This window comes from Pseudomonas sp. TJI-51 (genome assembly GCF_000190455.2).
GTDB lineage: Bacteria > Pseudomonadota > Gammaproteobacteria > Pseudomonadales > Pseudomonadaceae > Aquipseudomonas > Aquipseudomonas juntendi.
The window spans coordinates 2,775-28,145 of the sequence record NZ_AEWE02000003.1 but is presented as its reverse complement, the minus strand read 5'-3'; the positions used below and the strand labels follow the sequence as shown (position 1 = coordinate 28,145).

Genomic DNA, 25,371 nt, shown 5'->3' with positions numbered 1-25,371 from the left:
CGGGCGTCTGCAGACCATGATCAGCAACGAACTCAAAGCCACCATCCAGGGCGCCTATACGCGTTTTCTCGAAGCCAAGAGCCTCAAGCCGCGCTATGGCCAACGCCTGATGATCGCCGAAGTGGCCAAGGTGCTTGGCGACATTCCCTGCGACGATGAAGGCCGCCGTGCCGGCGAGCCTGCCGTGGTGGCGGTGGAGGCGGGCACCGGTACCGGTAAGACGGTCGCCTATGCGTTGGCCGCGATCCCGGCCGCCAAGGCCGCCGGCAAACGCCTGGTGATCGCCACCGCGACCGTGGCCCTGCAGGAGCAGATCGTCATCAAGGACCTGCCCGACCTGATGCGCAGCAGCGGGCTGAACTTCAGCTTCGCCCTGGCCAAGGGCCGTGGCCGCTATCTGTGCCTGTCGAAACTCGACATCCTGCTGCAGGAAGGCCATGCCCAGTCGGCCACTGCCCAGCTGTTCGAAGAAGAAGGCTTCCACATCGAAGTCGATGAGCGCAGCCAGAAGCTATTCAACAGCATGATCGAAAAGCTTGCCGGCAACCGCTGGGACGGGGACCGTGACAGCTGGCCCGAGGCCCTGGAGGACCAGGACTGGGCCCGGCTGACCACCGACCACAGCCAGTGCACTGGTCGCCACTGCCCGAACTTCCAGCAGTGCGTGTTCTACAAGGCCCGTGAGGGGATGGGCAAGGTCGATGTGATCGTCACCAACCACGACATGGTACTGGCCGACCTGGCCCTGGGCGGCGGCGCGGTATTGCCCGATCCGCGCGATACCCTGTATGTATTCGACGAAGGCCACCACCTGCCAGACAAGGCCATCGGCCATTTCGCCCATTACTCGCGGCTTCGCTCCACCGCCGATTGGCTGGAGCAGACCGCCAAGAACCTGACCAAACTGCTGGCCCAGCACCCGCTGCCGGGGGACCTGGGCAAATACATCGAGCAGGTGCCGGAGCTGGCGCGGGAAGTCCGCACCCAACAGCAGTTCATGTTCACCCTGTGCGAACAGGTAGCCGACTTCCGCCCGAGCGAGGACACCGAAGGCCGCGAACGGCCGCGTTACCGCTTCGAAGGTGGCGTGGTACCGGAGCAGATCCGTGAGGTCGGCATTGAGCTGAAAAAGGGCTTTGCCCGGCTCAACGATCTCTTCACGCGGCTGGCCGACCTGCTCAAGGAGGGCATGGACGGCGAGGTCAGCATCGGTATCGCCAGCCACCAGGCCGAAGAGTGGTACCCACTGTTCGGCAGCCTCGTCACCCGTGCCCAGGGCAACTGGGAGCTGTGGACGGCCTTTACCGCCGAAGACCCGGAAGACAGCCCGCCGATGGCGCGCTGGCTCACCCTGGCTGAAAGCGGGGCGTTGTTCGACATCGAAGTCAACGCCAGCCCCATCCTCGCTGCCGAAATGTTGCGCCGCAGCCTGTGGAGCGTGGCCCATGGCGCGCTGGTGACCTCGGCCACACTGACCGCGCTGGGCAAGTTCGACCGCTTCCGCATGCGCTCGGGGTTACCGCGCGATGCCGTCACCTGTGTGGTGCCCAGCCCGTTCGTGCATGGCGATGCCGGCCTGCTGCGGGTGCCTGACCTGCAAGCCGACCCGCGCGACGCTACCGCGCATACGGCGGCGATCATCCGTGAGCTGCCGGGTATCGTCGAAGGGGCCCGGGGTGCGCTGGTGCTGTTCTCGTCACGCAAGCAAATGCAGGATGTGTTCGACGGCCTGGACCGGGACTGGCGCAAACTGGTGCTGATCCAGGGCAACCTGTCCAAGCAGGAAACCCTCAACAAGCACAAGGCCCGGGTCGACGACGGCCAGCACAGCGTGCTGTTCGGCCTGGCCAGCTTCGCCGAAGGGGTCGACCTGCCGGGGGCCTATTGCGAGCACGTGGTCATCGCCAAGATTCCGTTCTCGGTGCCCGACGACCCGGTCGAAGCTGCCCTGGCCGAATGGATCGAGGCCCGCGGCGGCAACCCGTTCATGGAAATCGCCGTGCCCGACGCCTCGCTCAAGCTGATCCAGGCCTGCGGTCGGTTGCTGCGTACCGAACAGGACCGCGGCATCATCACCTTGCTTGACCGGCGCCTGGTCACCCAGCGCTATGGCAAGGCTATTCTCAATGCGCTGCCGCCGTTCCGGCGGGAGATTTCCTGATCGCCGGAGCACTTGCTTCGGCGCGCTGTCCATTACTCAGTCCTGGGCCATGATGGCCCTGAAGGAGAGCCCCAGCCTTATGGTCCGCCGTACCCTGCCCGCTGTTTTCGCCCTGTTGTTCAGCTCGTCCGTATGGGCCGGGCAGCAGACGCTGTTCAGCTTCGTGCGCCCGGCCTCGGTGGTCAACGTGGCGACCGAGGATGCCGGTATGCCGCAGTACAACGCAGAGCAGACGGCCGAAGGCGAGGTGCTGCGGCGTGTGGTGTTCAACCCGGCGCAGCGGCCGACCTTGCGCCTGAGCCCGCAAAGTGGTGTGTGGGACTGGTCCAGCGGCAAGTTCCTTACCTTGCGCCTGCAAAGTGCCATGGACTGGGCGCTGACCGTGGATGTCACGGTGCAAGGCAGCGATGGGCGCACCCTGACCAGCCGTATCGATTTGCCGGCCGGCCCGGCGCAAACCGTGATGGTGCCGTTGACCGCCAGTTCGCCGTTGAGCCAGGGCATGCGCGCAGGCCCCCCCATGCCCTGGCTGCACGGCGGCCAGCGGCTGCTGCTGACCAGCAGCGCCGGCGCTGTAGACCTCAAGCAGGTGGCTTCGGTCAGCTTGAGCATTCCCGGCCCCAAGGTCGCCCAGAACCTGCTGATCGAACGGGTGGGCATTCAGGATGACGACCAGGCCTACCAGGTGGCGTACCGTGAACTGATCGATGCCTATGGGCAGTCCACGCGTGGCAGTTGGCCGGAAAAGGTGGCCAACGACGAACAGCTCAAGGCAGCCGCCAACCGTGAACAGCAGCAACTCAAGGCTTGGCTGGCCGAGCGCGGCAAGCAGCAGTTGGATGCCTATGGCGGCCTGCTGGCGGGGCCGGCCTTTGCTGCCGAGGGTTTTTTCCGTACCGAAAAGCGTGATGGCCGCTGGTACCTGATTACCCCTGATGGCCACCCCTTCTATTCGCTGGGTGTCAATGCCGTGGCAGCCGACGGCGGGCGTACCTACACCGCCGGGCGTGAGGCCATGTTCAAGGCACTCCCGGGAGAGGGCGACGCCCTGGCAGCGTTCTACGGTGAAGGCAACAACGACGACGGCAATGCGTCCTCGCAGGGGCGCAATTTCAAGAAAGGGCGCTGGTTCGACTTCTATGCAGCCAACCTGCAGCGGGCCTATGGCAAGCCCTGCCCGCCGGCGGCAACAGGGCAGCCGACCGCTTGCCCACCGCTGGTAGTGGACACTGGCCGTTGGCAGGCGCATGCGCTCGACCGTTTGCAGGCCTGGGGTTTCAACACGCTGGGCAACTGGAGCGAGCCTGCCCTCGGCCAGGCCAGGCGCATGCCCTATACCCTGCCGCTGTCGATCGTTGGCGATTACGCCAGCATCAGCACCGGCATGGACTGGTGGGGGCGCATGCCCGACCCGTTCGACCCGCGCTTTGCCATGGCCACCGAACGCGCCGTGGCCATTGCTGCCCGTGATCACCGTGACGATCCCTGGCTGATCGGCTATTTTGCCGATAACGAGTTGGCCTGGGCCGCACCGGGTAGCGAGCCCAAGGCCCGTTATGGCCTGGCCTACGGCACATTGCGCCTGACCACCGACGTGCCTGCCAAGCGCGCCTTCCTCAAGCAGTTGCGTGACAAGTACCGCAACCAGGAGGGGTTGTCCAAGGCCTGGGGCATCGAGCTGAACGCCTGGGAACTGATGGAGGATCCAGGCTTCGAGGCACCGTTGCCCAGCCCGGAGCACCCGGAAATCGAGCGCGACTACCAGCACTTCCAGCAGGTTTTCGCCGAAACCTACTTCAAGACCATTTCCGATGCCTTGAAATGGCATGCACCCAACCACCTGTTGCTGGGGGGCCGTTATGCCGTGAGTACGCCAGAGGCGGTCAACGCCTGCGCCGAGTTCTGCGATGTACTCAGTTTCAACTTTTATACGCTCAAGCCGCAGGACGGCTACGATTTCGCCCGCCTGGCCGAGCTGGACAAGCCGGTGCTGGTGTCTGAATTCCAGTTCGGTTCGCGTGATCGCGGCCCGTTCTGGCCGGGGCCACTGGAGCTGGCGCGAGAAGAAGACCGCGGCCCGGCCTATGCCAATTTCCTCACTGCCGCCTTGCAACAACCCATGATCGTGGGCGCGCACTGGTTCCAGTACCTCGACCAGCCGGCCAGCGGTCGCCTGCTCGATGGCGAGAACGGCCACTTGGGGCTGGTGGCGATCACCGATGTACCGTACCCCGGTTTTATCGATGCCGTGCGCAAGGCCAACGCCCAGGCCATGGCGCAACTGCGCACCGGCCTGGAGAAGAAACCGGCGCCATGATTACAGGTGGGTGCGGTGCGCTGGGCATCGCGACCGCCGGGCTCAAGCCAGTTTGCAAAACGCCCAACTACTGAAACAATGCAGACCTTTTTGACTATCGTCACACGGAGAGCAGCGGGTGCAGATCCAGGGTCACTATGAGCTGAAGTTCGAAGCCGTGCGCGAGGCTTTTGCCGCGCTGTTCGATGATCCCCAGGAGCGTGGCGCCGCGCTGTGCATCCAGGTGGGAGGCGAAACCGTGGTCGACCTGTGGGCCGGCAGTGCAGACAAGGACGGCCAGCAGGCGTGGCACAGCGACACCATCGCCAACCTGTTTTCCTGTACCAAGACCTTCACCGCGGTGACCGCACTGCAGCTGGTCGGCGAGGGCAAGCTGGCACTCGATGCACCGGTGGCCAACTACTGGCCCGAATTTGCCCAGGCCGGTAAGCAAGCGATCACCCTGCGCCAACTGCTCAGCCACCGTGCGGGTTTGCCCGCCCTACGCGCACTGCTGCCGGCCGAAGCCTTGTATGACTGGCAGGTCATGGTCGATGCCCTGGCGGCCGAAACGCCGTGGTGGGCGCCTGGCACGGAACACGGGTATGCCGCCATCACCTACGGCTGGCTGATCGGCGAACTGATTCGCCGGACCGACGGCCGCGCCCCGGGTGACTCGATCGTGGCGCGTACCGCTCGCCCGCTAGGGCTGGATTTTCATGTTGGCCTGGCCGACGAAGCGTTTCACCGCGTGGCGCATATTGCCCGCGGCAAAGGCAACCCCGGCGACGCCGCGGCGCAGCGCTTGCTGCAGGTGACCCTGCGCGAGCCCGAGGCCTTGTCCACCCGTGCCTTTACCAACCCCCCGGCGATCCTGACCAGCACCAACAAGCCGGAATGGCGGCGCATGCAGCAGCCGGCGGCCAACGGCCACGGCAACGCACGCAGCCTGGCGGGGTTTTATGCCGGTTTGCTGGACGGCAGCCTGCTCGAGTCCGAATTGCTCGACGAACTGACCCGAGAACACAGCCTTGGCCAGGACCGCACCTTGCTCACCCAGACCCGCTTCGGCCTGGGCTGCATGCTCGATCAGCCGGAGGTGGCCAACGCCACCTTCGGCCTGGGGCCCCGCGCCTTTGGCCACCCTGGGGCCGGTGGTTCTGTGGGGTTCGCCGACCCGGAGCATGATGTGGCGTTCGGCTTCGTGGTCAATACCCTCGGGCCTTATGTGCTCATGGACCCGCGGGCGCAAAAACTGGTCCGTGTGCTTGCCGGTTGCCTTTGATCGGGTAATGCGGGTATTGCTTCAGCCCTTTGACTATCCTCAATGCCAACGCCTGAAGTGCCTAGGCAAAATATCTTTCTATTTCATGGTGTATCGCTGATGTCTTCACATAAAACCTTAGCACTCGCCCTGTGTCTGACCGCCGTTACCGGTTGCGCCAGCCACGCCCCGGAGGGCTCCAAGGAAGGTGGTTCCAGCTGGTGGCCTTTCGGTTCGGACAAGGTCGCCGAGCAGGAAGTGAAGGCAGCCGTCACAGACAATGTGGCCAAGGCCGATGCCAAGTCGGAAAGCACCAGCCGCTGGTGGTGGCCGTTCGGCGGTGACGACCAGCAAGCCAAGGGCCCTGTGGTGCCTAAAATCGACCAGCAGGCGACCCAGGCCTGGCTGGACGAGTACGAGCCGAAGCTGCGCGAAGCCATCAAGGACAGCAAGCTGGAACTGGAGCGCCGCGACAACGTGTTGGCCGTGACCCTGCCGGTGGACAGCTCGTACAACCCAGATCGCCCGAACATGCTGCTGCCCATGTCGCTTGGCCCGATCACCCGGGTTGCCAAAACGGTTGAAGGCGACCCCAAGACTGCCGTACTGGTACTGGGCCATGCCGACACCAGCGGTGCCGCTGCTGCCAACCAGAAGCTCAGCCTGGAACGCGCCGCGTCGGTTTCGGCCATTTTCCGCCTCAGCGGCCTGCAGCGTGACCGCCTGACCCTCAAGGGTATGGGTTCGGTAATGCCGCGTGCTGCGAATGACAGCCCCGAGGGCCGTGCCCTCAACCGCCGCGTGGAAATGCTGCTGACCCCGCAGAACACCATGGTCGCGCTGCTGGCCAAGTACCAACAGGCTGCTCCGGCACCGGCGCCGGCTGCAATGGTGGCCGTGCAGGATGCCAAGGCGCCTGCCGCCAAGCCGGCCACCAGCAAGCCGGCTGCCAAGCCCGCAGCGAAAAAGCCCGTGGCCAAGGCGCCTGCCAAAACCACGGCCAAGAAAAAAGCCGCGCCAGCCAAGCCTGTCGCCAAGAAAGCTACCACCGACAAGAAAGTAGCTGCCAATAGCCCTGCGAAGACCAACTGATCGTCAAGGAACGCAGCAATGACCCAATCCCTGGCCGATATGCGCCGCGACTACACCCGTGATGGCCTGGCAGAAGCCCAGGCGCCGGGCGAGCCGTTCGCCCTGTTTCACCAGTGGTTCGCCGACGCGGTCAAAACCGAGCAGGCGCCAGTGGAAGCCAACGCCATGACCTTGGCCACGGTGGACGGCGAGGGCCGTCCGCATTGCCGGGTATTGTTGCTCAAAGGGCTCGATGAGCAGGGTTTCACCTTTTTCACCAATTACGACAGCGCTAAAGGCCAGCACCTGCAAGCCAACCCGTTTGCAGCCATGACCTTTTTCTGGCCGGCGCTGGAACGCCAGGTGCGTATCGAGGGGCGGGTGGTGAAGGTGTCGGCCAAGGAGTCGGACGACTATTACCAGGTGCGCCCACTGGGCAGCCGCCTGGGGGCCTGGGCCTCACCGCAGAGCCGGGTGATTGCCGGGCGTGAAGAGCTGGAGGGGCTGGTGAAGGCCACCGAAGCGCGGTTTTCCGATACGCAGCCACATTGCCCGGAACATTGGGGTGGCTATCGCTTGCTGCCTGAGCGGGTCGAGTTCTGGCAGGGGCGGGCGAGCCGTTTGCATGACCGCCTCAACTACCGACGGGTCGATGGGCAGTGGCTGCGGGAGCGGTTGGCGCCCTGAGATTTTCCGGGGCTTGCCATGCCCTGTCGCGACACCGCGACAGGGCATGGCCTTGCGGCCCATCGCCGGCAAGCCGGGCCCCCACAGGTGGGATCAGGGCATGGTCGGTCTTTCAACGTGACCTTGAATACTCCACCGCCTCCCGTTGCAGCCAGCCTGCCAGTTCCCTGCGCTTCACCTTCGCCAGCCGCGCCTGCTCCAGCCTCTGCAGCATGAACGCGCGTTTGTGCGGATCAGCCCCTGCCAGCGACAACGCCATGTCGCGGTCCATCCAGCGGCGCATGCGCACGTACAGCCACCCGTGGAAATAAAGCCCCGCAACGGTGGCCACCACGACGATGAAGTAATCCATGGCTATCCTTGGTCTCAATTGAAGCGCCATGGCACAGCCGCGCTGGCTGTACCCCGGCTGAATGAAAACAACTTTATTGCGTTTGTACCGTGACAGCCGTCAATGTGCAGCGTCTAATAAGCACCTGACTTATGGAGATTTTACCCATGCGTAAATCCGCTTTGCTGGTGGCAACCTTTACCACCATGTCGCTGCTGCTAGGGGGTTGTGCCTCGAGCCTGACCGGCGATAGCTACTCCCGTGATGAGGCCCGCCGCGTGCAAACCGTACGGATGGGCACTATCGAATCCCTGCGCCCGGTCAAGATCGAGGGTACCAAGACCCCGATCGGTGGTGGTGCGGGCGCCATTGTCGGTGGTGTGGCGGGCAGCGCCGTCGGCGGTGGCCGTGGCAGCATCGTTGCCGCAGTCATCGGTGCCGTTGCCGGTGGCCTGGCGGGTTCCGCTGCCGAAGAAGGCCTGACCCGTACCCAGGGTGTCGAGATCACTGTGCGTGAAGACGACGGCAGCATGCGTGCCTATGTCCAGGCCGTGCAGGAAAACGAAATCTTCCGTGTGGGCGACCGTGTGCGCATCATGACTGTTGACGGCACCAGCCGCGTTTCGCACTGAGCGTAGCGCAGCCAAACAAAACCCCGACTGGCGACTGCCAGCCGGGGTTTTTTTATGCTTCAGGCTGATGGCAGAGCCGGGTACGCGAACCACGGCTCGGCTGACCCCCGTCAAAGGCCCAGCATGTCCCGCGCTACCGCTTCGGCAATGCGAATGCCGTCGACCCCTGCCGACAGGATGCCACCGGCATAACCTGCGCCTTCTCCGGCCGGGAACAGCCCCTTGAGGTTCAGGCTCTGATAGTCCTCGCCGCGGGTGATGCGCAGCGGCGACGAGGTCCGTGTTTCGATCCCGGTCAACACCGCATCAGGCAGGTTGTAGCCCTTGATCTGCCGGTCGAATGCCGGCAGTGCCTCGCGGATCGCCTCGATGGCGAACGCCGGTAGGCTTGGTGCCAGATCGCCCAGGGTCACGCCCGGCTTGTAGGATGGCTCGACACTGCCCAGCGCGGTCGACGGCCGCCCCGCAACGAAGTCACCCACCAGTTGTGCCGGCGCCTGGTAATTGCTGCCCCCCATCACGTAGGCATGGGCCTCAAGGCGTTCCTGCAGTTCGATACCGGCCAGCGGGCTGCCTGGGTAGTCGCGTTCGGGGTCGATGCCGACGACGATGCCGGAGTTGGCGTTGCGCTCGTTACGCGAGTACTGGCTCATGCCGTTGGTAACTACCCGGCCCGGTTCGCTGGTTGCGGCGACCACGGTGCCGCCCGGGCACATGCAGAAGCTGTATACCGAACGGCCGTTACTGGCGTGGTACACCAGTTTGTAGTCGGCAGCCCCCAGTTTCGGGTGACCGGCGTATTTGCCCAGGCGCGCCTTGTCGATGAGCGTTTGAGGGTGCTCGATGCGAAAGCCCACCGAGAATGGCTTGGCTTCCATGTACACGCCTTTGGCATGCAGCATGCGGAAGGTGTCGCGGGCACTGTGGCCCAGGGCCAGAACCACATGGCGCGAGTGCAGTTGCTCGCCGCTTTCCAGCACCACGCCGGTCAACTGGCCATCTTCGATCAGCAGGTCGGTGACCTTTTCCTGGAAGCGCACTTCGGCCCCGAGGGCGATCATGTCCTGACGCATCTGCTCGACCATGCCAGTCAGGCGGAAGGTGCCGATGTGCGGCTTGTTGATGTACAGGATCTCGTCGGGCGCACCGGCCTTGACGAACTCTTCCAGCACTTTGCGGCCGTGGTGCTGCGGGTCCTTGATCTGGCTGTACAGCTTGCCGTCCGAGAAGGTGCCGGCGCCGCCTTCGCCGAACTGCACATTGGACTCGGGGTTGAGCACGCTCTTGCGCCACAGGCCCCAAGTGTCCTTGGTGCGCTGGCGCACTTCCTTGCCGCGTTCGAGGATGATCGGCTTGAAGCCCATCTGCGCCAGCAGCAGGCCGGCAAAAATGCCGCACGGGCCAAAGCCGACCACGATCGGGCGTTCCTGCAGGCCGGCCGGGGCCTGGCCAACGAACTTGTAGGTCACGTCGGGGGCAGGGCCGATGTTGCGATCATCGGCGAACTTGGCAAGCAGCTCGGCTTCGTTGCTGGCTTGCAGGTCGATGGTGTAGATGAACAGCAGCTCGCTGTTCTTCTTGCGCGCATCGTAGCTGCGCTTGAACAGGTTGAAGCTGAGCAGTTGCTCGTCGCGGATGCCCAGGCGCTGGACGATGGCGTCACGCAGCGCTTCGTCGGGGTGGTCCAGGGGCAGCTTCAGTTCGGTGATTCGTAGCATGGCAGGGTCCAGTATCCCGGCCATGGGCGGCCGGCGGCTTTACACAAACCGCCAAGTATAAGCTGTTAGCCGCCTTGACTGGCAGGATAAAAGCGCCCGGTGATCAGTTGTCGCGTGCGCCGCCGTAGTAGCCGCAGCCTTGCAAGGTCTTGCCGTCGATGCGCAATTCGGCACGCAGGTGGTCAACGGCCCCAGTGGCGCTGTCTACGCAGCGTTGTGGTGCGACCCACAGTTCCACATGCTGACCGTTGGCTTCGCTGGTCAGGGTCAGGCCGCCACCGGGGACTTCTTCTTCAAGGAATGGCAGGGGCAGGGGCGCTTGACCCACGCGGTTGAGCACCATGCCCTTGCCACTGGCCTTGACGTCCCAGCCCGGCTCGTGGCCGCTGGCGCGCAGGGTCAGTTGCCTGAAATTGGGGTCTTCGCAGGCGCGGGTGGACGGTTCCAGGCGGTACAGGCGACGCACTTCCAGCTGGCCGTCGCTATTGGCCTGCTTGCTGCCGGTGAGGCGGCCGCGCACATCGGCGAACAGCTTGTCATTGGCACCCTTGGCCAGGTTGGCGGCTTCTTGCAGGATGCCGGTGGCGCCAACGTCATTGATCACGAAGGTACGGTTTTCGCTGCAAGGCTTGAACAGCAGCTGGCCACCGGCAGCGCGCAGTTCGCCCTGCATGCGCGTGGTGCCGATGTTCGGGTCGCTGGGGGCGTCAGCCATCAGTTGGCAGCCGGCGAACAGGGGCAGCAGGGCGGTGAGCAGCAGGGTGGGGGTCAGGCGCATGGGGCGGGCTCCGGGATCTTTGCCGTGAAAGCTGGCCACGTTACGCAGGCTGGCGGTGGATCTCAAGTCAAGGGTTGTTCGCACAGGCGCCCACTGCCCTGAGGATTGCGGGGGACTTGCAGGCGCTGGCTTGCCGGCGACGGGGGGGCGATGCAGACAACACGTTCCTTGCAGGCAGAAAAAAGGGCCTGTGAAGGCCCTTTCCCCAATCAACCACCCAGATACGCGTCGCGCACCTTCGGGTCGGTCAACAAGGCTTCCCCGGTACCTTGCATCACCACCCGGCCGTTTTCCAGCACGTATGCCCGGTCGGCAATCTTCAGCGCCTGGTTGGCGTTCTGTTCCACCAGGAACACCGTTACGCCGTCACGGCGCAACTGTTCGATGATGTCGAAGATCTGCTGGATGATGATTGGCGCCAGGCCCAACGAGGGTTCGTCGAGCAGCAGGAGCTTGGGCTTGCTCATCAGCGCACGGCCAATGGCGAGCATCTGCTGCTCGCCACCCGACATGGTGCCGCCACGCTGTGAGTAGCGCTCCTTGAGGCGCGGGAACAACTGCAGGACTTTGTCCAGTTGCGCCTGGTAGTCGCCTTTGTCGGTGAAGAAACCACCCATCGCCAGGTTCTCCTCGACGGTCAGGCGGGCGAACACGCGGCGGCCTTCCGGTACCACCGCAATGCTCTTGCGCATGATGTGCGAGGACGGCTGGCCGACCAGTTCTTCACCCAGGTACTTGATGCTGCCGCTGTGCGCCTGGGGTGAGCCGCACAGGGTCATCAGCAGGGTCGACTTGCCGGCCCCGTTAGCACCGATCAGGGTGACGATCTCGCCTTGGTTGATCTCCACGTTGACGCTGTGCAGTGCCTGGATCTTGCCGTAGAAGGTGGAAACGTTCTCGAACTTCAGCATTTACGCTTCCCCCAGGTAGGCTTTGATCACATCAGGGTTGTCGCGGATCTCCTCGGGCGTGCCGTGGGCCAGGGGGGTGCCCTGGTTGATCACCACGATATGGTCGGAAATGCTCATCACCAGCTTCATGTCGTGCTCGATCAGCAGCACGGTGACGTTGTGCGACTCACGCAGGTAGCCGATCAGGGCCTTGAGGTCTTCGGTTTCCTTGGGGTTCAGGCCAGCTGCCGGCTCGTCGAGCATGATGATGCGCGGCTGGGTCATCATGCAGCGGGCGATTTCCAGGCGGCGCTGCTGGCCGTAGGCGAGGGTGCCGGCGGTACGGTTGGCGAACTCGGTCAGGTTGACCTTTTCCAGCCAGTACTGCGCGCGCTCCATGGCCTCCTTTTCGCTGCGGCGGAAGCCCGGGGTCTTGAACAGGCCAGCGAAGAAGTTGGTGTTGAGGTGACGGTGCTGGGCGATCAGCAGGTTTTCCAGCGCGGTCATTTCCTTGAACAAGCGCACGTTCTGGAAGGTGCGCACCACGCCTTTGCGGGCGATCTGGTGCCCGGCCAGGCCCTGAATGGGCTGGCCATCGAGCAGGATGGTGCCGCCGCTGGGCTTGTAGAAGCCGGTCAGGCAGTTGAACACCGTGGTCTTGCCGGCGCCGTTCGGCCCGATCAGTGCCACGACCTGTTTTTCCTTGACGGTCAGGCCCACGCCGTTGACCGCCAACAAGCCGCCGAAGCGCATGCTCAGGCCGCTGACTTGCAGAATTTCGCGGCTCATCGACGCAGCTCCATGTGCGGACGTTGCATAGGCAGCAGGCCTTGCGGACGCCAGATCATCATCAACACCATCAGCGCACCGAACATCAGCATCCGGTATTCGCTGAACTCCCGCATCAGCTCTGGCAGCAGGATCATCACGATGGCCGCGAGGATCACGCCCAGTTGTGAGCCCATGCCGCCGAGCACGACGATGGCGAGGATGATCGCCGACTCGATGAAGGTGAACGACTCGGGCGTCACCAGGCCTTGGCGTGCAGCGAAGAAGCTGCCGGCGAAACCGGCGAAGCAGGCACCCAGGGTGAACGCCGACAGCTTGATCACCGTCGGGTTGAGGCCCAGTGCACGGCAGGCGATCTCGTCTTCGCGCAGGGCTTCCCAGGCGCGGCCGATCGGCATGCGCAGCAGGCGGTTGATGACGAACAGTGCCAGCAGGGCCAGCAGCAGGGCCACCAGATAGAGGAAGATGACCTTGTTGATCGAGTTGTACGGCAAGCCGAAGAACTCATGGAAGGTCTGCATGCCCTCGGCGGCACGGCGTTCGAAGGTCAGGCCGAAGAACTCCGGCTTGGGGATGTTGCTGATGCCGTTGGGGCCGCCGGTCCAGTCGGTGAGGTTACGCAGGAACAGGCGGATGATTTCGCCGAAGCCGAGCGTCACGATCGCCAGATAGTCGCCGCGCAGGCGCAGCACCGGGAAGCCGAGCAGGAAGCCGAAGGTGGCGGCCATCAGGCCGGCGATCGGCAGGCATACCCAGAAGCTCCACCCCAGGTAATGCGACAGCATGGCGTAGCTATAGGCGCCGACGGCGTAGAAACCCACGTAACCCAGGTCGAGCAGGCCCGCCAGGCCAACCACGATGTTCAGGCCCAGGCCCAGCAACACGTAGATCAGGATCAGCGTGGCAATGTCGACCGCGCCGCGTGAACCGAAGAACGGCCACACCAATGCGGCGACGATCAGGCCCATGATCACGTAGCGCTGGGTTTTCGGCAGGGTCAGGTAGTTGCTGACTGCCGGTGGGATCAGTTTGCGGTCCGAGCGGCGGCCCATCACCGCACTCCACTGCCGGTCGAACAGTACCCGCAGGAACATCAGTAGCGAACACACGGCAATGATGCTGATGGTGAACGTGCCTTGGCTGTGCACCACCAGGCTGATGCCGTCGATGCTCAGTTTCAGGCCCAGCACCGGGAAGGCCACGGCCCAGACCAGCAAGGCGCTGAAGAACGCCTGTTTGAGATTTCTGTTCATACTTTTTCAACCTCCGGGCGGCCCAGGATGCCGGTCGGCCGGAATAGCAGGACAAGAACCAACAAGCCGAATGCCACGACGTCCTTGTACTGGTCACCGAAGATATCGGCGCCGAACGCTTCGGCCACGCCCAGCACCAGCCCGCCGAGCATGGCGCCCGGGATGCTGCCGATGCCACCCAGTACCGCCGCCGTGAAGGCCTTCAGGCCCACCAGGAAGCCGGCGTTGGGGTTGATCACCCCGTACTGCATGCTCAGCAGCACGGCCGCCACGGCTGCCAGGGCGGCACCGATGACGAAGGTGAGGGCGATGATGTTGTTGGTGTTGATGCCCAGCAGGTTGGCCATCTTGATGTCCTCGGCGCAGGCGCGGCAGGCGCGACCCAGGCGGGAACGGGAGATGAACAGTGTGAGCAGGGTCATGGCGACCAGGGTGACCACGAACACCAGGATCTGCATGTAGCTGATCAGGACCTCCTCCGCGCCACCTGGCCCAAACGAGAAGCTGCCGGGGATCAGGTTGGGGATGGACTTGTCCTTGGAATCTTGCGACAGCAAGACCGTGTTCTGCAGGAAGATCGACATACCGATGGCGGAAATCAGCGGGATCAGGCGGTTGCTGTTGCGCAGGGGGCGGTAGGCAACCCGTTCGATGCTGTAACCGTAGGCACTGGTGACGAAGATCGTCGCGACGAAGGCAACGGTCATCAGGATGGGCAGCGAGTGGATGCCCATCATGGCCAGGCCCGCCAGGGCGATGAAGGCCACATACGAACCGATCATGTACACCTCGCCGTGGGCGAAGTTGATCATGCCGATGATGCCGTACACCATCGTGTAACCGATGGCGATCAAGGCATAGGTGCTGCCGATGGTCAATCCATTAACCAGTTGTTGGAAGAAATGGTAGATCTCAGGCATTACAGCGCTCCTAAAAACCTGATTTGCATTTCGCTGGCGAGGGTAAGGCCAGGAAACCGCGGGTGACGGTTTTAAGATTTTCAGGTGAGCCCGCCCCCGGATCGCGGGGGCCAGGCCCATGAACCTCGTAAAACAAAGCCCACTGCTCGCACAGTGGGCTTCTAGGTCAGCTATTAGTCACGCAGTTACTGAGGGGAGACTTCGGTCTTCGGCTTGCCGAAGTGCCATTCGTAGACCACGAACTTGAAGTCTTTCAGGTCGCCTTTGGCGTCGTAGGACAGCTCGCCGGTCGGGGTTTTGAAGGTGCCGGCGTGGATGGCCTCGGCCACCTTGTCGGTGTCTTCGGACTTGGCGGCCTTGATGCCTTGGGCAATCAGTTCCACAGCCGAGTAGGCAGGGAATACGAACGGGCCGCTTGGGTCTTTGCCGTCAGCCTTGATGGCGTCGACGATCTTCTTGTTCGCAGGGTCGGCGTCGAACGACTTCGGCAGGGTGACCAGCAGGCCTTCGGAGGCGTTCTGGGCGATCTGCGAGATGGAGTCGTTGCCCACGCCTTCCGGGCCCATGAACTTGGCTTTCAGGCCTTTTTCCTGAGCCTGGCGCAGGATCAGGCCCAGCTCTGGGTGGTAGCCACCGTAGTAGACGAAGTCAACGTTGTTCTGCTTGAGCTTCTGGATGATCGAGGAGAAGTCCTTGTCACCCGCGTTGAGGCCCTCGAACACGGCGACCTTGGTGCCTTTTTTCTCCAGGGTCTGCTTGACCGCGGTGGCGATGCCTTCACCGTACTGTTGCTTGTCGTGCAGTACCGCCACCACTTTCGGTTTGACGAAGTCGGCGATGTAGTTGCCGGCCGCCGGGCCCTGAGCGCTGTCCAGGCCGATGGTGCGGAAGATCAGCTTGTAGCCACGGGCAGTGATTTCCGGCGAAGTCGCGGCCGGGGTGATCATGATCACGCCTTCGTCTTCGTAGATGTCCGATGCCGGCTGGGTGGAGCTGGAGCACAGGTGGCCGATGACGAACTTGACGCCGTCGTTGACCACCTTGTTGGCGACTGCCACGGCCTGTTTGGGGTCGCAAGCGTCGTCGTATTCCTTGGCTTCAAGCATTTTGCCATCGACGCCACCAGCGGCGTTGATATCCTTGATGGCTTGCTTGGCACCGATGAACTGCATGTCGCCGTACTGGGTGACAGGGCCGGTCTTGGGGCCGGCGATGCCGATCTTGATGGTATCGGCGGCAAACGAATGGCTGGCTACCCCGGCCAGTACCATCGCGGCGAACAGCTTGGAAATCTTGATCATAGTGCTCCACTCATTCTGTTGTAATTCTTATAGTCCTGGCGGCCAGGGCTACAGACCGGGCGGGATTTGCGGCGTGGCCATGCCAACGCGCAAGCCCACCTTTCCCCCGGAACATGTCCCGGAACTGTACCGGTACAGTGTAGAGCGCTGTCGGATCGCTTGAAAAGCGGTCAAAAAGTGCCTGCTTCCTGGGTTGTCGCTTGATCGAAAGAAAGATACAGAAAGGCGCCATCAAACTGCCTGTATCTGCGCTTTCAGCCCACAAGTTCGGGGCTAATCGACCAAATTACATATTTGAAACCGGGTTTTTCTGCAAAAATGCCGGCCTTTTTTATTGGCGATTTTTGCGGATACCACCCATGACCGATCAAACAAGCACCCTCTATGCCAAATTGCTTGGCGAGACTGCAATCATCGAGTGGAAAGCGCTGGAGCGTTTCTGGGCAAAGGGTGACCTGATTTGGGTCGACCCCAGCCTGGATCTGATCGCTGTGGCTGAGGCGATGGCCGAGAACCGCAGTGAAATCTTCGCCAAATGGCGTAGTGATGGCACTGTGGGGCCTGTCTCGGCAGAGCAGGCCCTGGACCTGCAAACCCGCGATCCAGAGATATGGGCGGTGGTGGTGTCACCGTTCATCGTGATCCAGGCGAAGCGTGCTGACCAGGCGTGATCTTTTTTGGTGCGTAAAAATGCGCACCGGCCTCGTTTTGGTGCTCGCTGCTGCTCAGTGCGGGTAGAGGTAAGTAACAATTCGGCGTGGCGGTAACAGTTTACGGGATGCGTAATGAGGTTGCCCCGCACACCAGCTCGATATCGAATCTGACGGGAGTCATTGATGAACACTGCACTACCTTCGCTTGGTTTTGCCGGCATTGGCCTAATGGGCTTGCCCATGTGCCGCCGGTTGCTGGCTGCGGGCTATCCGCTGACGGTCTGGAACCGTAGCCCGGACAAGTGCGCCGCGCTGGTCGCCGCCGGTGCCCGTCTGGCTGGCAGCCCGGCCGAACTGTGCCGCGACAGCGACATGGTGTTGTTGTGCCTGGCCGACACGGCGGTGGTGCGTGAGGTGGTGTTTGGCGAGCAAGGCGTTGCCGAGTGTGGCCGTGGTGGCCAGTTGCTGATCGACTTCTCGAGCCTGGAGCCTACTGCCACCCGAGAAATGGCGGCCGAGCTGGCAGCGCTGTGCGGCATGGCCTGGCTCGATGCGCCGGTGTCAGGCGGCACCGCGGGTGCCGAAACTGGCACGCTGGCGATCATGGTCGGTGGCGAAGCGGCGGACCTGCAGCGCGCTCAGCCGGTACTTGAGGTGCTGGGCCAGCGTGTCACGCACATGGGGGCGGTGGGCGCAGGCCAGGTGACCAAGGCGTGCAACCAGATGATCGTCGCCTGCAATGCGCTGGTGATTGCCGAAGTGGTGGCCCTGGCCGAGCAGGCCGGGGTGGACGCCACGCTGCTGGCCGAGGCGCTGGCCGGTGGTTTTGCCGATTCCAGGCCGTTGCAGATCCTGGCACCGCAAATGGCCGAGAGCCGCTTCGAGCCGGTCAAATGGCACGTGCGCACCTTGCTCAAGGACCTGGACGGCGCGGTCAAGTTCTCGCGCGAGCAAGGTTCGGCAACACCGCTCAGTGGCCTCGCCGCGCAACTGATGCGCCTGCACGGTAGCCAGGGGTACCTGCATAAAGATCCGGCGACCCTGATAACGCTGTATCGCAGCAAGGGGTAAACACCACGAGGGTGCGCTGCAGCCGGTCCAGCATGGGTTGCAGCTCGGCCCAGGGCATTGGCCGCCCGAGCAGAAAGCCTTGCAGGTAGTCGCAGGCGTGGTCTGCGAGAAACGCTCGCTGTTCCTCGGTTTCCACGCCTTCGCTGACCACTTGCAAGTGCAGCGTATGCGCCATCACGATGATTGCCTGGACAATTTCACGGTCTTTCTGGCTGGCCGGCACGCCTTGCAGGAAGGTGCGGTCGATCTTCAGCACATCCAGGGGCAGGTGCTTGAGGTAGGCCAAGGACGAGTAGCCGGTGCCGAAGTCGTCGATCGACAGGGCGACGCCCAGGGCGCGGACCCGTTTCAGCAGGTTGACCGTGCGCTGGATATCCCCCATCAAGGCGTTTTCGGTCACTTCCAGCTCCAGCTGGTGCGCTGAGACCCCGGCGTGGAACAAGGCCTTCTCCACCTCGTTGGGCAGTTCGTCATGGCTGAGGGTCACCGCCGAGCAGTTGACCGTTACCTTGAGGTCGCCGTGGCCGCCGCGCTGCAGCAGTGCCAGGTCGGCGCAGGCGTGCCGCAACACCCACAAGTCGAGGTCGACGATCAGGCCGTTGGTTTCGGCTATGCCGATGAACCGGTCGGGCCCAAGCAGCCCATGCTGGGGGTGCTGCCAGCGTACCAGGGCCTCCAGCTTGGCCACCCGCCCAGTGCGCTGGTCGAAGATCGGCTGGTAATGCACGCACAGGCCGCGCTCTTCCAGCAGCGCCAGTCGCAACTCTTCTTCCAGTTGCAGGGCAATCGAGGCGCGTGCCTTGAGACTGTCATTGAAAAAATTCAGGCTGTTGCGGCCGTTGTCCTTGGACTGGTAAAGGGCCAGGTCCGCATGCTTGAGCAGCTCTTCGGCGCTGCTGCCATCATCCGGAAAGATACTCACCCCAATACTGGTGGTCATCACCATGCGCCTGCCGCAAAGCTCGATGGGGTCTTTCATGCGTTGCATGATGCGCTGGGCCAGGTGGCGGGCTTCGTCGCGGCTGTTGAGGCTGGTGACCACGCAGAACTCATCGCCACCAAAGCGTGCCACCAGGTCCTGGCTGCGGGTCGCGGCCTTGATATGGTTGGCAATGACCTTGAGCAATTCATCGCCAGCGTGGTGGCCAAGGCTGTCATTGATGCGTTTGAAATGGTCGATATCCAGGAACATCACCGCCAGGCGGCTTTCGCTGGCCAGGTGCTCGGCCAGGCGTTCGGCGAACAGTTGGTTGAAACCACGGCGGTTGACCAGGTTGGTCAGTGCATCGTAGTGCGCTGCCTGCTGCAGTGACGCGCGGGCCTGGTCCAGTTCGCTGAGCAGCACGCTGACCCGGCGCAGGTCATGCTCCTTGCTTTGCAGCTTCTTGTCGGCCAGGGCCGCACTGATGCTGGCACCACTGATCAGCAAGGTGATGAAACCGATGCCCAGCGCCAGTTGCAGGCTGTTATCCCCAGACGGCAAGCGCAGTGCGGTATCGCTGGGGATGACCAGGGTCATTGCCGACATCGCCGTGAAATGGGAAGCCACCATACCCGCGGCGATCAGCAGGCTGGCGCCGTACTTCGCGGCCTGGTACAGGGTGCCGCTGCCATTGCGAAAGTTGCGCGCCAGGTACAATGCCAGCAGGCTGGTGAGCGGGGCGATGATGGCAGCACCCAGCAGCGGGCCGGTCTGGTAGTACTGCCGGGCGCCGGTTTGCATCGCGGCCATGCCGACAAAGTGCATGAGGACGATACCCATGCCGATCAGTACCGCGCTTTGTACGATGTGTGGCGTGCGCATGTCCTTGCGATCGAGGCTGCGCATGACCAGCCATGCAACCGCCAGGGCAATGAGCAGGGAAAGGATGGTCAGCGGCAGGTCGTAGTGCACTTCGACGGATGCCTGAAAGGCCAGCATGCTGATGAAATGCATGGCCCAGATGCCGCCGGCCAGGCAGCAGGCGCCAAGTACGTTCCATTGCCGGTGGGCGGTAGGGTCTTCGCTGTGGGACTGGCGCTCGGCCATGTCGAGGGTGGCGAAACAGGCTGCGCAGGCTACTACGTAGGCGAGTAGAACCAGCAGCGGCTCATGCCGACAATCGAGCAGGATACGTCCGGTTGCCGGCAGGTCGGCGAACAGTTGCAGGCCCAGCCACTCCATGGAATGCCTCTCGATCGAGTTTTCACTCGTCTGCGCTACAACCCTGTGCAGACTGCCCAGAGGCAGTATAGGAACAAGTGTTTAAGCCTTCCTGGATAATGGCACATTGATTTCTACGATTTGGTTATCAACCTAATCGCTGTCGGAAATATGGCACCCGCCCAAGGGCAGCGTGCCCGCGATGTGCCTGGCACGATGCCAGGCACCGGCTTCGCCGGTTTTCGCGGGCACCTGCGCTGCCCAGGGGGAGGGGTGCTGGTATGGCGTCAGCCGGCGACTAGTACACGAATGGCTTCCAGGCGCAGGGCAGCTTTTTCCAGCATTGCCAGGCCCTCTTCGCGCTGCTTGCGCAGGGCGTCGATTTCGCTGTCACGTACGCTTGGGTTCACCGCTTGCAGGGCGAGCAGGCGCGCCAGTTCTTCGTCGGCCTCCGCTGCCAGGCGGCGTTGGGCTTCGGCCACACGCTCGACGTGGGTCGGCAGGATCTTCTCTTCGCCACCGCTGATGCGCTTGGCCAACACGTCGCGCTGCGCCTGGACAAACTTGTTGGCGCTGGCCCGTGGCACGCTTTCAAGCTGGTCGTTGAGCGTTTCGAAGGCCACGCGCGAGGCCAGGTCGTTGCCGTTGGCATCGAGCAGGCAGCGCAGTGCCGCAGGGGGCAGGTAACGCCCCAGTTGCAAGCTTCGCGGTGCCACCACCTCGCTGACGAACAGCAGTTCGAGCAGCACGGTACCGGGCTTGAGCGCCTTGTTCTTGATCAGGGCGACGGCCGTATTGCCCATGGAGCCGGACAGCACCAGGTCCATGCCGCCTTGCACCATCGGGTGTTCCCAGGTCAGGAACTGCATGTCTTCGCGCGACAGCGCCTGGGCGCGGTCGTAGGTAATGGTCACACCTTCGTCGTCGCCCAGCGGGAAGCTGGCGTCGAGCATTTTTTCGCTCGGCTTGAGGATGAGGGCGTTCTCGGAGTGGTCTTCGCTGTCGATGCCAAAGGCGTCGAACAGCGTTTCCATGTAGATCGGCAGGGCGAACTGGTCGTCCTGCTCGAGGATGGCTTCTACCAGCGCCTCGCCTTCACCCGCGCCGCCCGAGTTCAGCTCCAGCAAGCGATCGCGGCCGGTGTGCAGTTCGGCTTCCAGGCGCTCGCGTTCGTGACGGGCGTCGGCCACCAGGCTGTCCCAGGCCTTGCTGTCGCCGCCTTCGAGCAGCGGCAGCAGGCGTGGGCCGAACTGGTGTTGCAGGGCGTTGCCGGTCGGGCAGGTGTTGAGGAACGCGTTGAGCGCTTCGTGGTACCACTGGAACAGGCGTTCCTGCGGGCTGCTCTGCAGGTAGGGGACATGCAACTGGATGGTGTGCTTCTGGCCGATACGGTCCAGACGGCCGATACGTTGTTCCAGCAGGTCCGGGTGGGCCGGCAGGTCGAACATCACCAGGTGGTGCGAAAACTGGAAGTTGCGGCCTTCGCTGCCGATCTCGGAGCAGATCAGCACCTGGGCGCCGAACTCTTCATCGGCAAAGTAGGCGGCTGCCCGGTCGCGCTCCAGAATGCTCATGCCCTCATGGAACACCGAGGCCGGAATGCCGGAGCGCACGCGCAGGGCGTCTTCCAGGTCCATGGCGGTTTCGGCGTGGGCACAGATGACCAGCACCTTGGTGCGCTTGAGCATTTTCAGGGTGTCGATCAACCAGTCGACCCTTGGGTCGAAACGCCACCAGCGCTCGTCGTCGGTGCTGTCACCCTGTGCCTGGAAGGCGACCTCCGGGTACAGCTCGGCTTTCTCGCCTGGCGGCAGCTCGCGGTATTGCTCGGGCATGGCCACCGGGTAAGGGTGCAGTTGGCGCTCCGGGAAGCCCTGGACCGCCGCGCGGGTGTTACGGAACAGCACTCGGCCGGTGCCGTGGCGGTCGAGCAGCTCACGGATCAGCCGCGCGCTGGCCTGGGTATCGCCATCGCTGACCGCGGCCAGCAGCGCTTCGCCCTCAGCCCCCAGGAAGCCCTGGATGGTGGCGTGTGCCTTCGGCGACAGGCGGCCTTCGTCGAGCAGCTCTTGCACGGCTTCGGCGACCGGGCGGTAGTGATCGCTTTCGGCGCGGAAGGCGGCCAGGTCGTGGAAACGGTTGGGGTCGAGCAGGCGCAGGCGAGCGAAGTGGCTGTCCTGGCCAAGCTGTTCAGGGGTAGCGGTAAGCAGCAGTACGCCAGGAATCACCTGGGCCAGTTGCTCGACCAGGGCGTATTCGGCGCTGACCTGGTCCTCGTGCCAGACCAGGTGGTGAGCCTCATCGACAACCATCAGGTCCCAGCCGGCGGCAAACAGCGCATCCTGGGCCTTCTCGTCCTCTACCAGCCACTCCAGGGCCACCAGTGCCAACTGGGCGTCATCGAACGGGTTGCTGGCGTCGCTTTCGATGAAGCGTTCGGCGTCGAACAGCGCCACCTGCAAGTTGAAGCGCCTGCGCATTTCTACTAGCCACTGGTGCTGAAGGTTCTCCGGCACCAGGATCAGTACTCGGCTGGCCCGGCCCGTCAGCAACTGGCGGTGAATGACCAGGCCAGCCTCGATGGTCTTGCCCAGGCCCACTTCGTCGGCCAGCAGTACCCGCGGCGCGCTGCGGTCGGCGACTTCGCGGGCAATGTGCAACTGGTGAGCGATTGGCTGAGCGCGGCAACCGCCCAGCCCCCACAGCGCCGACTGCATCTGCTTGCTGGTGTGCTGCAGTGTGTTGTAGCGCAGGCTGAACCACGCCAAAGGGTCGATCTGCCCGGCAAACAGGCGGTCGCTGGCCAGGCGGAACTGAATGAAGTTCGACAGCTGGGTTTCCGGCAAGGTGCGCGGCTGGTTCTGCCCGTCGAGGCCGTGGTAGACCATCAGCCCGTCGATGTCCTCGACCTCGCGTACGGTCAGCTTCCAGCCTTCGAAGTGGGTGATCTGGTCACCTGGCGCGAAGCGCACGCGAGTCAGCGGCGCATTGCGCAGGGAATACTGGCGCGTGTCGCCAGTGGCCGGGTAGAGCACGGTCAACAGGCGGCCATCCTGCGCCAGGATGGTACCCAGGCCGAGCTCTGCTTCGCTGTCGCTGATCCAGCGTTGCCCCGGTTGATACTGCTGCGCCATACTGCCTGAACTCCCGCGATGAAAAAGCCGATTATGTTAACGGATCGGCCGGTGAGACCAAAGTGCCGAGCGCACCTAATGGTGCCGAAAGCCATCAGTCTAGCCGTTTCACCGCTCTGTACCGCACCGCCGACGAGGGCCACGCACCAACATGTCTGCCAAGCACAGCTGGATCAGCGCTTCCATGGCCGTGGGCAGCCTGTTGCTGCTCAGTGCCTGCGAGCAGAAAACCTTCGAGCCTTTGGCCCCCATTCCCACCGATCAGCTTGAAGTGCTGGGCGTGCAGGCGCCGATCAAGAGCGTGCATTTTCGCGACCGCGATGGCGAAGGGCTGCTGGTATTGAGCCGCAGCGATGGCCAGGCCAGCGACCCGGAAAGCGAGCAGGAGGTCGACAAGGTGGTGCTCAAGGCCACCTTGTACGGGCGCACGGCGCAAAGCGATGCGTTCAAGGCCCGCTGGCAGATCGAGCAGGAAACCACGTGCCCCGGCCTGGACCTGGATGTCGACTTCTATACGGATGTCAGTGACGTCAGCGACCTGAACAAAGATGGCGTGGCCGAAGTGACAGTTGCCAGTCACGCCTTTTGCGGCGGGGGTATCGACCCCCACGACATCGCCATCGAAATGCGTGAAGGGCAGGCCAGCTACACCATTACCGGGCAGTCGCTGATCAGCCCCGCAGGCGAGGACCCGGTAGGGGGCGAGCGCACCGACAGCGCTTCGCTCAAGAACGCCCCGCAAGTATTGCGTGACCATATGGATGCGGTCTGGCAGCAGGTCTACAAGCGCCCCTGGAGCGAAGCCAGCCCGCCCAGTGACGACGAGCCTGACGATGATGTGGAGTAAAGGTTGGGCCTGAGATCAAGGTAATGCCGCGCCTGCCGATACAGCGGGCATAGGAGAACGCCCATGTTGCCGCCGATCATACCGCTCAGTGCCGCCCCGGTGACCTCGCAACAGGACCCGGTCAAACCTACCCCCGACATCAAGCCGGTGGTACCGGCGCAGCCTGCGTCCGGCGAAACTGCCATCGACCTCAAGCAGCAGCGCGATCCGCAGGAGCAGGCACTGCTGTTGCGTGATGAGCAGCGCCGCCAGCAGCAACGGCGCCAGCAGCGTGGGGCGGGGCGCTATAACCCTGAGCCTGGCGACGAGGTCAACGCCGACAATACTGTCCCGGTCGTGCCCTTGATGGACGAGCCCAACCGCCAAGGGCTGCTGGTGGACATCGAAGTCTGACACGGGGCTGGTCAGCGCCGGCGTCGGGCTTCATCATGCAAGTCTCCGTTGATCGTCGAGCCCACCCATGAGCCAAGACAACCTTATCGATTTCGATGCTGAACGCGCCAAGCGCGTGCATGACCTCAAGGAAAAGCGCCTGAACGAGATGCGCAATGCATTCGAGCAGGCTCTGCCGTTGAACACTGGCAAGAAAAAGAAGCCCAAGGGCAAGCCGAAGAAGCGCTGAAACTTGACGCAGGTCAACCCTGCACCTGCCTCGTGTGCCCGGGCCCGGGCACCATTGACCCTGATCAATTTTCCCTCGCCCGACATTGGTTAACGTTCTCCCATCGGACAACGGCAAACGAATGGGGAGGCCAGCATGTTCTTCGACAATGTGGTTATCGCCGGTGTGGTAACGGTCGGGCTGATGGTTGCTTTCTTTGCCGGTCTGGGCATTTTCATCTGGAAGGACTCGAACAAGCGCAAGCCGCGCTGACCTTCCGGGTACACGAGCACGCAAGGCATTTAGGGCGACTTCGGTCGCCCATTTTTTTTTGCCTGGCATTTGCGTGTTGCCTGCCGGGCCACAGGGCTCAAGCCAGCCATCGCGCAGCGTGGCGTGCGCTGACGCAGCAGTTGGATTGCAATGAAGATGAGTAGCTAGCTAATTATTCATTTTCACTTTATTCTCTGCGCCATTGTCTATCTTTTCACTACTACCCTCCCCGCAAGGTTCGCCCAGTGCCCATCACGCTTCAGGCCCTGTTCGCCCCCACCCCCCTCGCCATCAAGTTCGCCATCAAAACCCTGCTCGGTGGTGGCCTGGCGTTGTGGCTGGCAATGCGATGGGGCCTGGAGCAGCCGTCCTGGGCATTGATGACGGCGTTTATCGTTGCCCAGCCGCTGTCTGGCATGGTGGTGCAGAAAGGCCTGGCGCGGTTGGCCGGGACCTTTGTCGGTACGGTCATGGCGGTGGTGCTGCTGGGCCTGTTCGCCCAGACCCCGGGGCTGTTTCTGATTGCCCTGGCCTTGTGGCTGGCCTTGTGCACCCCCC

At 63.2% G+C, this 25,371-nt stretch carries 23 protein-coding genes; 13 read left to right on the top strand and 10 right to left on the bottom strand.

What is annotated here, in order from left to right:
- Nucleotides 1-16: 16 nt before the first annotated feature.
- From dinG to pdxH, 5 genes are all read left to right on the top strand, one after another.
- Nucleotides 17-2,161, top strand: coding sequence for an ATP-dependent DNA helicase DinG (gene dinG, locus G1E_RS00600; RefSeq protein ID WP_029887504.1), 2,145 nt, complete (start codon nt 17-19; stop codon nt 2,159-2,161).
- Nucleotides 2,162-2,240: 79 nt separating this feature from the next.
- The gene (locus G1E_RS00595; protein WP_047149545.1) at nt 2,241-4,478 is read left to right on the top strand and encodes a beta-galactosidase; all 2,238 of its coding nucleotides are present in this window, start codon (nt 2,241-2,243) and stop codon (nt 4,476-4,478) included.
- Between the two features lie 118 nt (nt 4,479-4,596).
- Nucleotides 4,597-5,742 carry an EstA family serine hydrolase gene (locus G1E_RS00590; RefSeq protein WP_009684609.1) on the top strand — a complete coding sequence of 382 codons (1,146 nt, stop codon included), beginning with the start codon at nt 4,597-4,599 and terminating at the stop codon, nt 5,740-5,742.
- A gap of 99 nt (nt 5,743-5,841) precedes the next feature.
- Nucleotides 5,842-6,813, top strand: a complete 972-nt coding sequence (locus G1E_RS00585) for an OmpA family protein (RefSeq protein WP_009684610.1) — start codon at nt 5,842-5,844, stop codon at nt 6,811-6,813.
- Between the two features lie 18 nt (nt 6,814-6,831).
- A complete protein-coding gene (gene pdxH / locus G1E_RS00580) occupies nt 6,832-7,479 on the top strand; it encodes a pyridoxamine 5'-phosphate oxidase (protein ID WP_009684611.1) in 648 nt (215 codons plus the stop codon).
- Between the two features lie 112 nt (nt 7,480-7,591).
- Here the strand turns inward: pdxH and G1E_RS00575 are convergent, their stop codons facing one another.
- On the bottom strand, nt 7,592-7,831 hold the full coding sequence (locus G1E_RS00575) for a hypothetical protein (RefSeq protein ID WP_009684612.1): 240 nt from the start codon (nt 7,829-7,831) through the stop codon (nt 7,592-7,594).
- Nucleotides 7,832-7,977: 146 nt separating this feature from the next.
- Here G1E_RS00575 and G1E_RS00570 point away from each other — a divergent pair, with 146 nt between their 5' ends.
- A complete protein-coding gene (locus G1E_RS00570; protein WP_009684613.1) occupies nt 7,978-8,442 on the top strand; it encodes a glycine zipper 2TM domain-containing protein in 465 nt (154 codons plus the stop codon).
- 110 nt (nt 8,443-8,552) lie between these two features.
- Here G1E_RS00570 and G1E_RS00565 read toward each other — a convergent pair whose 3' ends face one another.
- From G1E_RS00565 to G1E_RS00535, 7 genes are all read right to left on the bottom strand, one after another.
- Entirely contained in the window at nt 8,553-10,160 is a 1,608-nt protein-coding gene (locus G1E_RS00565) for an NAD(P)/FAD-dependent oxidoreductase (RefSeq protein ID WP_009684614.1), read from the bottom strand.
- A 103-nt stretch (nt 10,161-10,263) separates the two neighbouring features.
- Complete coding sequence (locus G1E_RS00560; protein WP_009684615.1) at nt 10,264-10,938, bottom strand: COG3650 family protein; 675 nt, start codon at nt 10,936-10,938, stop codon at nt 10,264-10,266.
- A 209-nt stretch (nt 10,939-11,147) separates the two neighbouring features.
- Nucleotides 11,148-11,849 (bottom strand): ABC transporter ATP-binding protein, encoded by a 702-nt coding sequence (locus tag G1E_RS00555; protein WP_009684616.1) that lies wholly within the window; start codon nt 11,847-11,849, stop codon nt 11,148-11,150.
- Nucleotides 11,850-12,617, bottom strand: coding sequence for a high-affinity branched-chain amino acid ABC transporter ATP-binding protein LivG (gene livG, locus G1E_RS00550; protein ID WP_009684617.1), 768 nt, complete (start codon nt 12,615-12,617; stop codon nt 11,850-11,852).
- Nucleotides 12,614-13,870, bottom strand: a complete 1,257-nt coding sequence (locus G1E_RS00545) for a high-affinity branched-chain amino acid ABC transporter permease LivM (RefSeq protein ID WP_009684618.1) — start codon at nt 13,868-13,870, stop codon at nt 12,614-12,616. The genes livG and G1E_RS00545 overlap by 4 nt, the downstream gene beginning before the upstream one ends.
- Nucleotides 13,867-14,790, bottom strand: coding sequence for a high-affinity branched-chain amino acid ABC transporter permease LivH (livH, locus tag G1E_RS00540; RefSeq protein WP_008097482.1), 924 nt, complete (start codon nt 14,788-14,790; stop codon nt 13,867-13,869). The genes G1E_RS00545 and livH overlap by 4 nt, the downstream gene beginning before the upstream one ends.
- Nucleotides 14,791-14,975: 185 nt before the next feature.
- Nucleotides 14,976-16,091: a branched-chain amino acid ABC transporter substrate-binding protein gene (locus tag G1E_RS00535; RefSeq protein WP_009684619.1), complete on the bottom strand. Its 1,116-nt coding sequence runs from the start codon at nt 16,089-16,091 to the stop codon at nt 14,976-14,978.
- 359 nt (nt 16,092-16,450) lie between these two features.
- Between G1E_RS00535 and G1E_RS00530 the strand changes: the two genes are divergently transcribed.
- On the top strand, nt 16,451-16,762 hold the full coding sequence (locus G1E_RS00530) for a DUF2288 domain-containing protein (RefSeq protein ID WP_009684620.1): 312 nt from the start codon (nt 16,451-16,453) through the stop codon (nt 16,760-16,762).
- A gap of 165 nt (nt 16,763-16,927) precedes the next feature.
- Entirely contained in the window at nt 16,928-17,815 is an 888-nt protein-coding gene (locus G1E_RS00525; protein ID WP_009684621.1) for an NAD(P)-dependent oxidoreductase, read from the top strand.
- On the opposite strand, the gene G1E_RS00520 is transcribed toward G1E_RS00525, so the two are convergent.
- Complete coding sequence (locus G1E_RS00520) at nt 17,715-19,979, bottom strand: bifunctional diguanylate cyclase/phosphodiesterase (RefSeq protein WP_009684622.1); 2,265 nt, start codon at nt 19,977-19,979, stop codon at nt 17,715-17,717. The two genes, G1E_RS00525 and G1E_RS00520, sit on opposite strands and share 101 nt — an antisense overlap.
- A gap of 266 nt (nt 19,980-20,245) precedes the next feature.
- The gene (rapA, locus tag G1E_RS00515) at nt 20,246-23,092 is read right to left on the bottom strand and encodes an RNA polymerase-associated protein RapA (protein ID WP_009684623.1); all 2,847 of its coding nucleotides are present in this window, start codon (nt 23,090-23,092) and stop codon (nt 20,246-20,248) included.
- Nucleotides 23,093-23,243: 151 nt separating this feature from the next.
- Here rapA and G1E_RS00510 point away from each other — a divergent pair, with 151 nt between their 5' ends.
- The 5 genes from G1E_RS00510 to G1E_RS29045 form a co-directional block, all read left to right on the top strand.
- Nucleotides 23,244-23,939 carry a M949_RS01915 family surface polysaccharide biosynthesis protein gene (locus tag G1E_RS00510; protein ID WP_009684624.1) on the top strand — a complete coding sequence of 232 codons (696 nt, stop codon included), beginning with the start codon at nt 23,244-23,246 and terminating at the stop codon, nt 23,937-23,939.
- Between the two features lie 63 nt (nt 23,940-24,002).
- Complete coding sequence (locus G1E_RS00505; protein ID WP_009684625.1) at nt 24,003-24,332, top strand: hypothetical protein; 330 nt, start codon at nt 24,003-24,005, stop codon at nt 24,330-24,332.
- 67 nt (nt 24,333-24,399) lie between these two features.
- Nucleotides 24,400-24,561, top strand: coding sequence for a hypothetical protein (locus tag G1E_RS28575; RefSeq protein ID WP_009684626.1), 162 nt, complete (start codon nt 24,400-24,402; stop codon nt 24,559-24,561).
- Nucleotides 24,562-24,696: 135 nt separating this feature from the next.
- On the top strand, nt 24,697-24,813 hold the full coding sequence (gene ccoM, locus G1E_RS30055; protein ID WP_003254862.1) for a cytochrome c oxidase subunit CcoM: 117 nt from the start codon (nt 24,697-24,699) through the stop codon (nt 24,811-24,813).
- A gap of 245 nt (nt 24,814-25,058) precedes the next feature.
- Nucleotides 25,059-25,371 (top strand): FUSC family protein (locus tag G1E_RS29045; protein ID WP_047149553.1); only part of this gene is annotated, 313 nt, incomplete at its 3' end.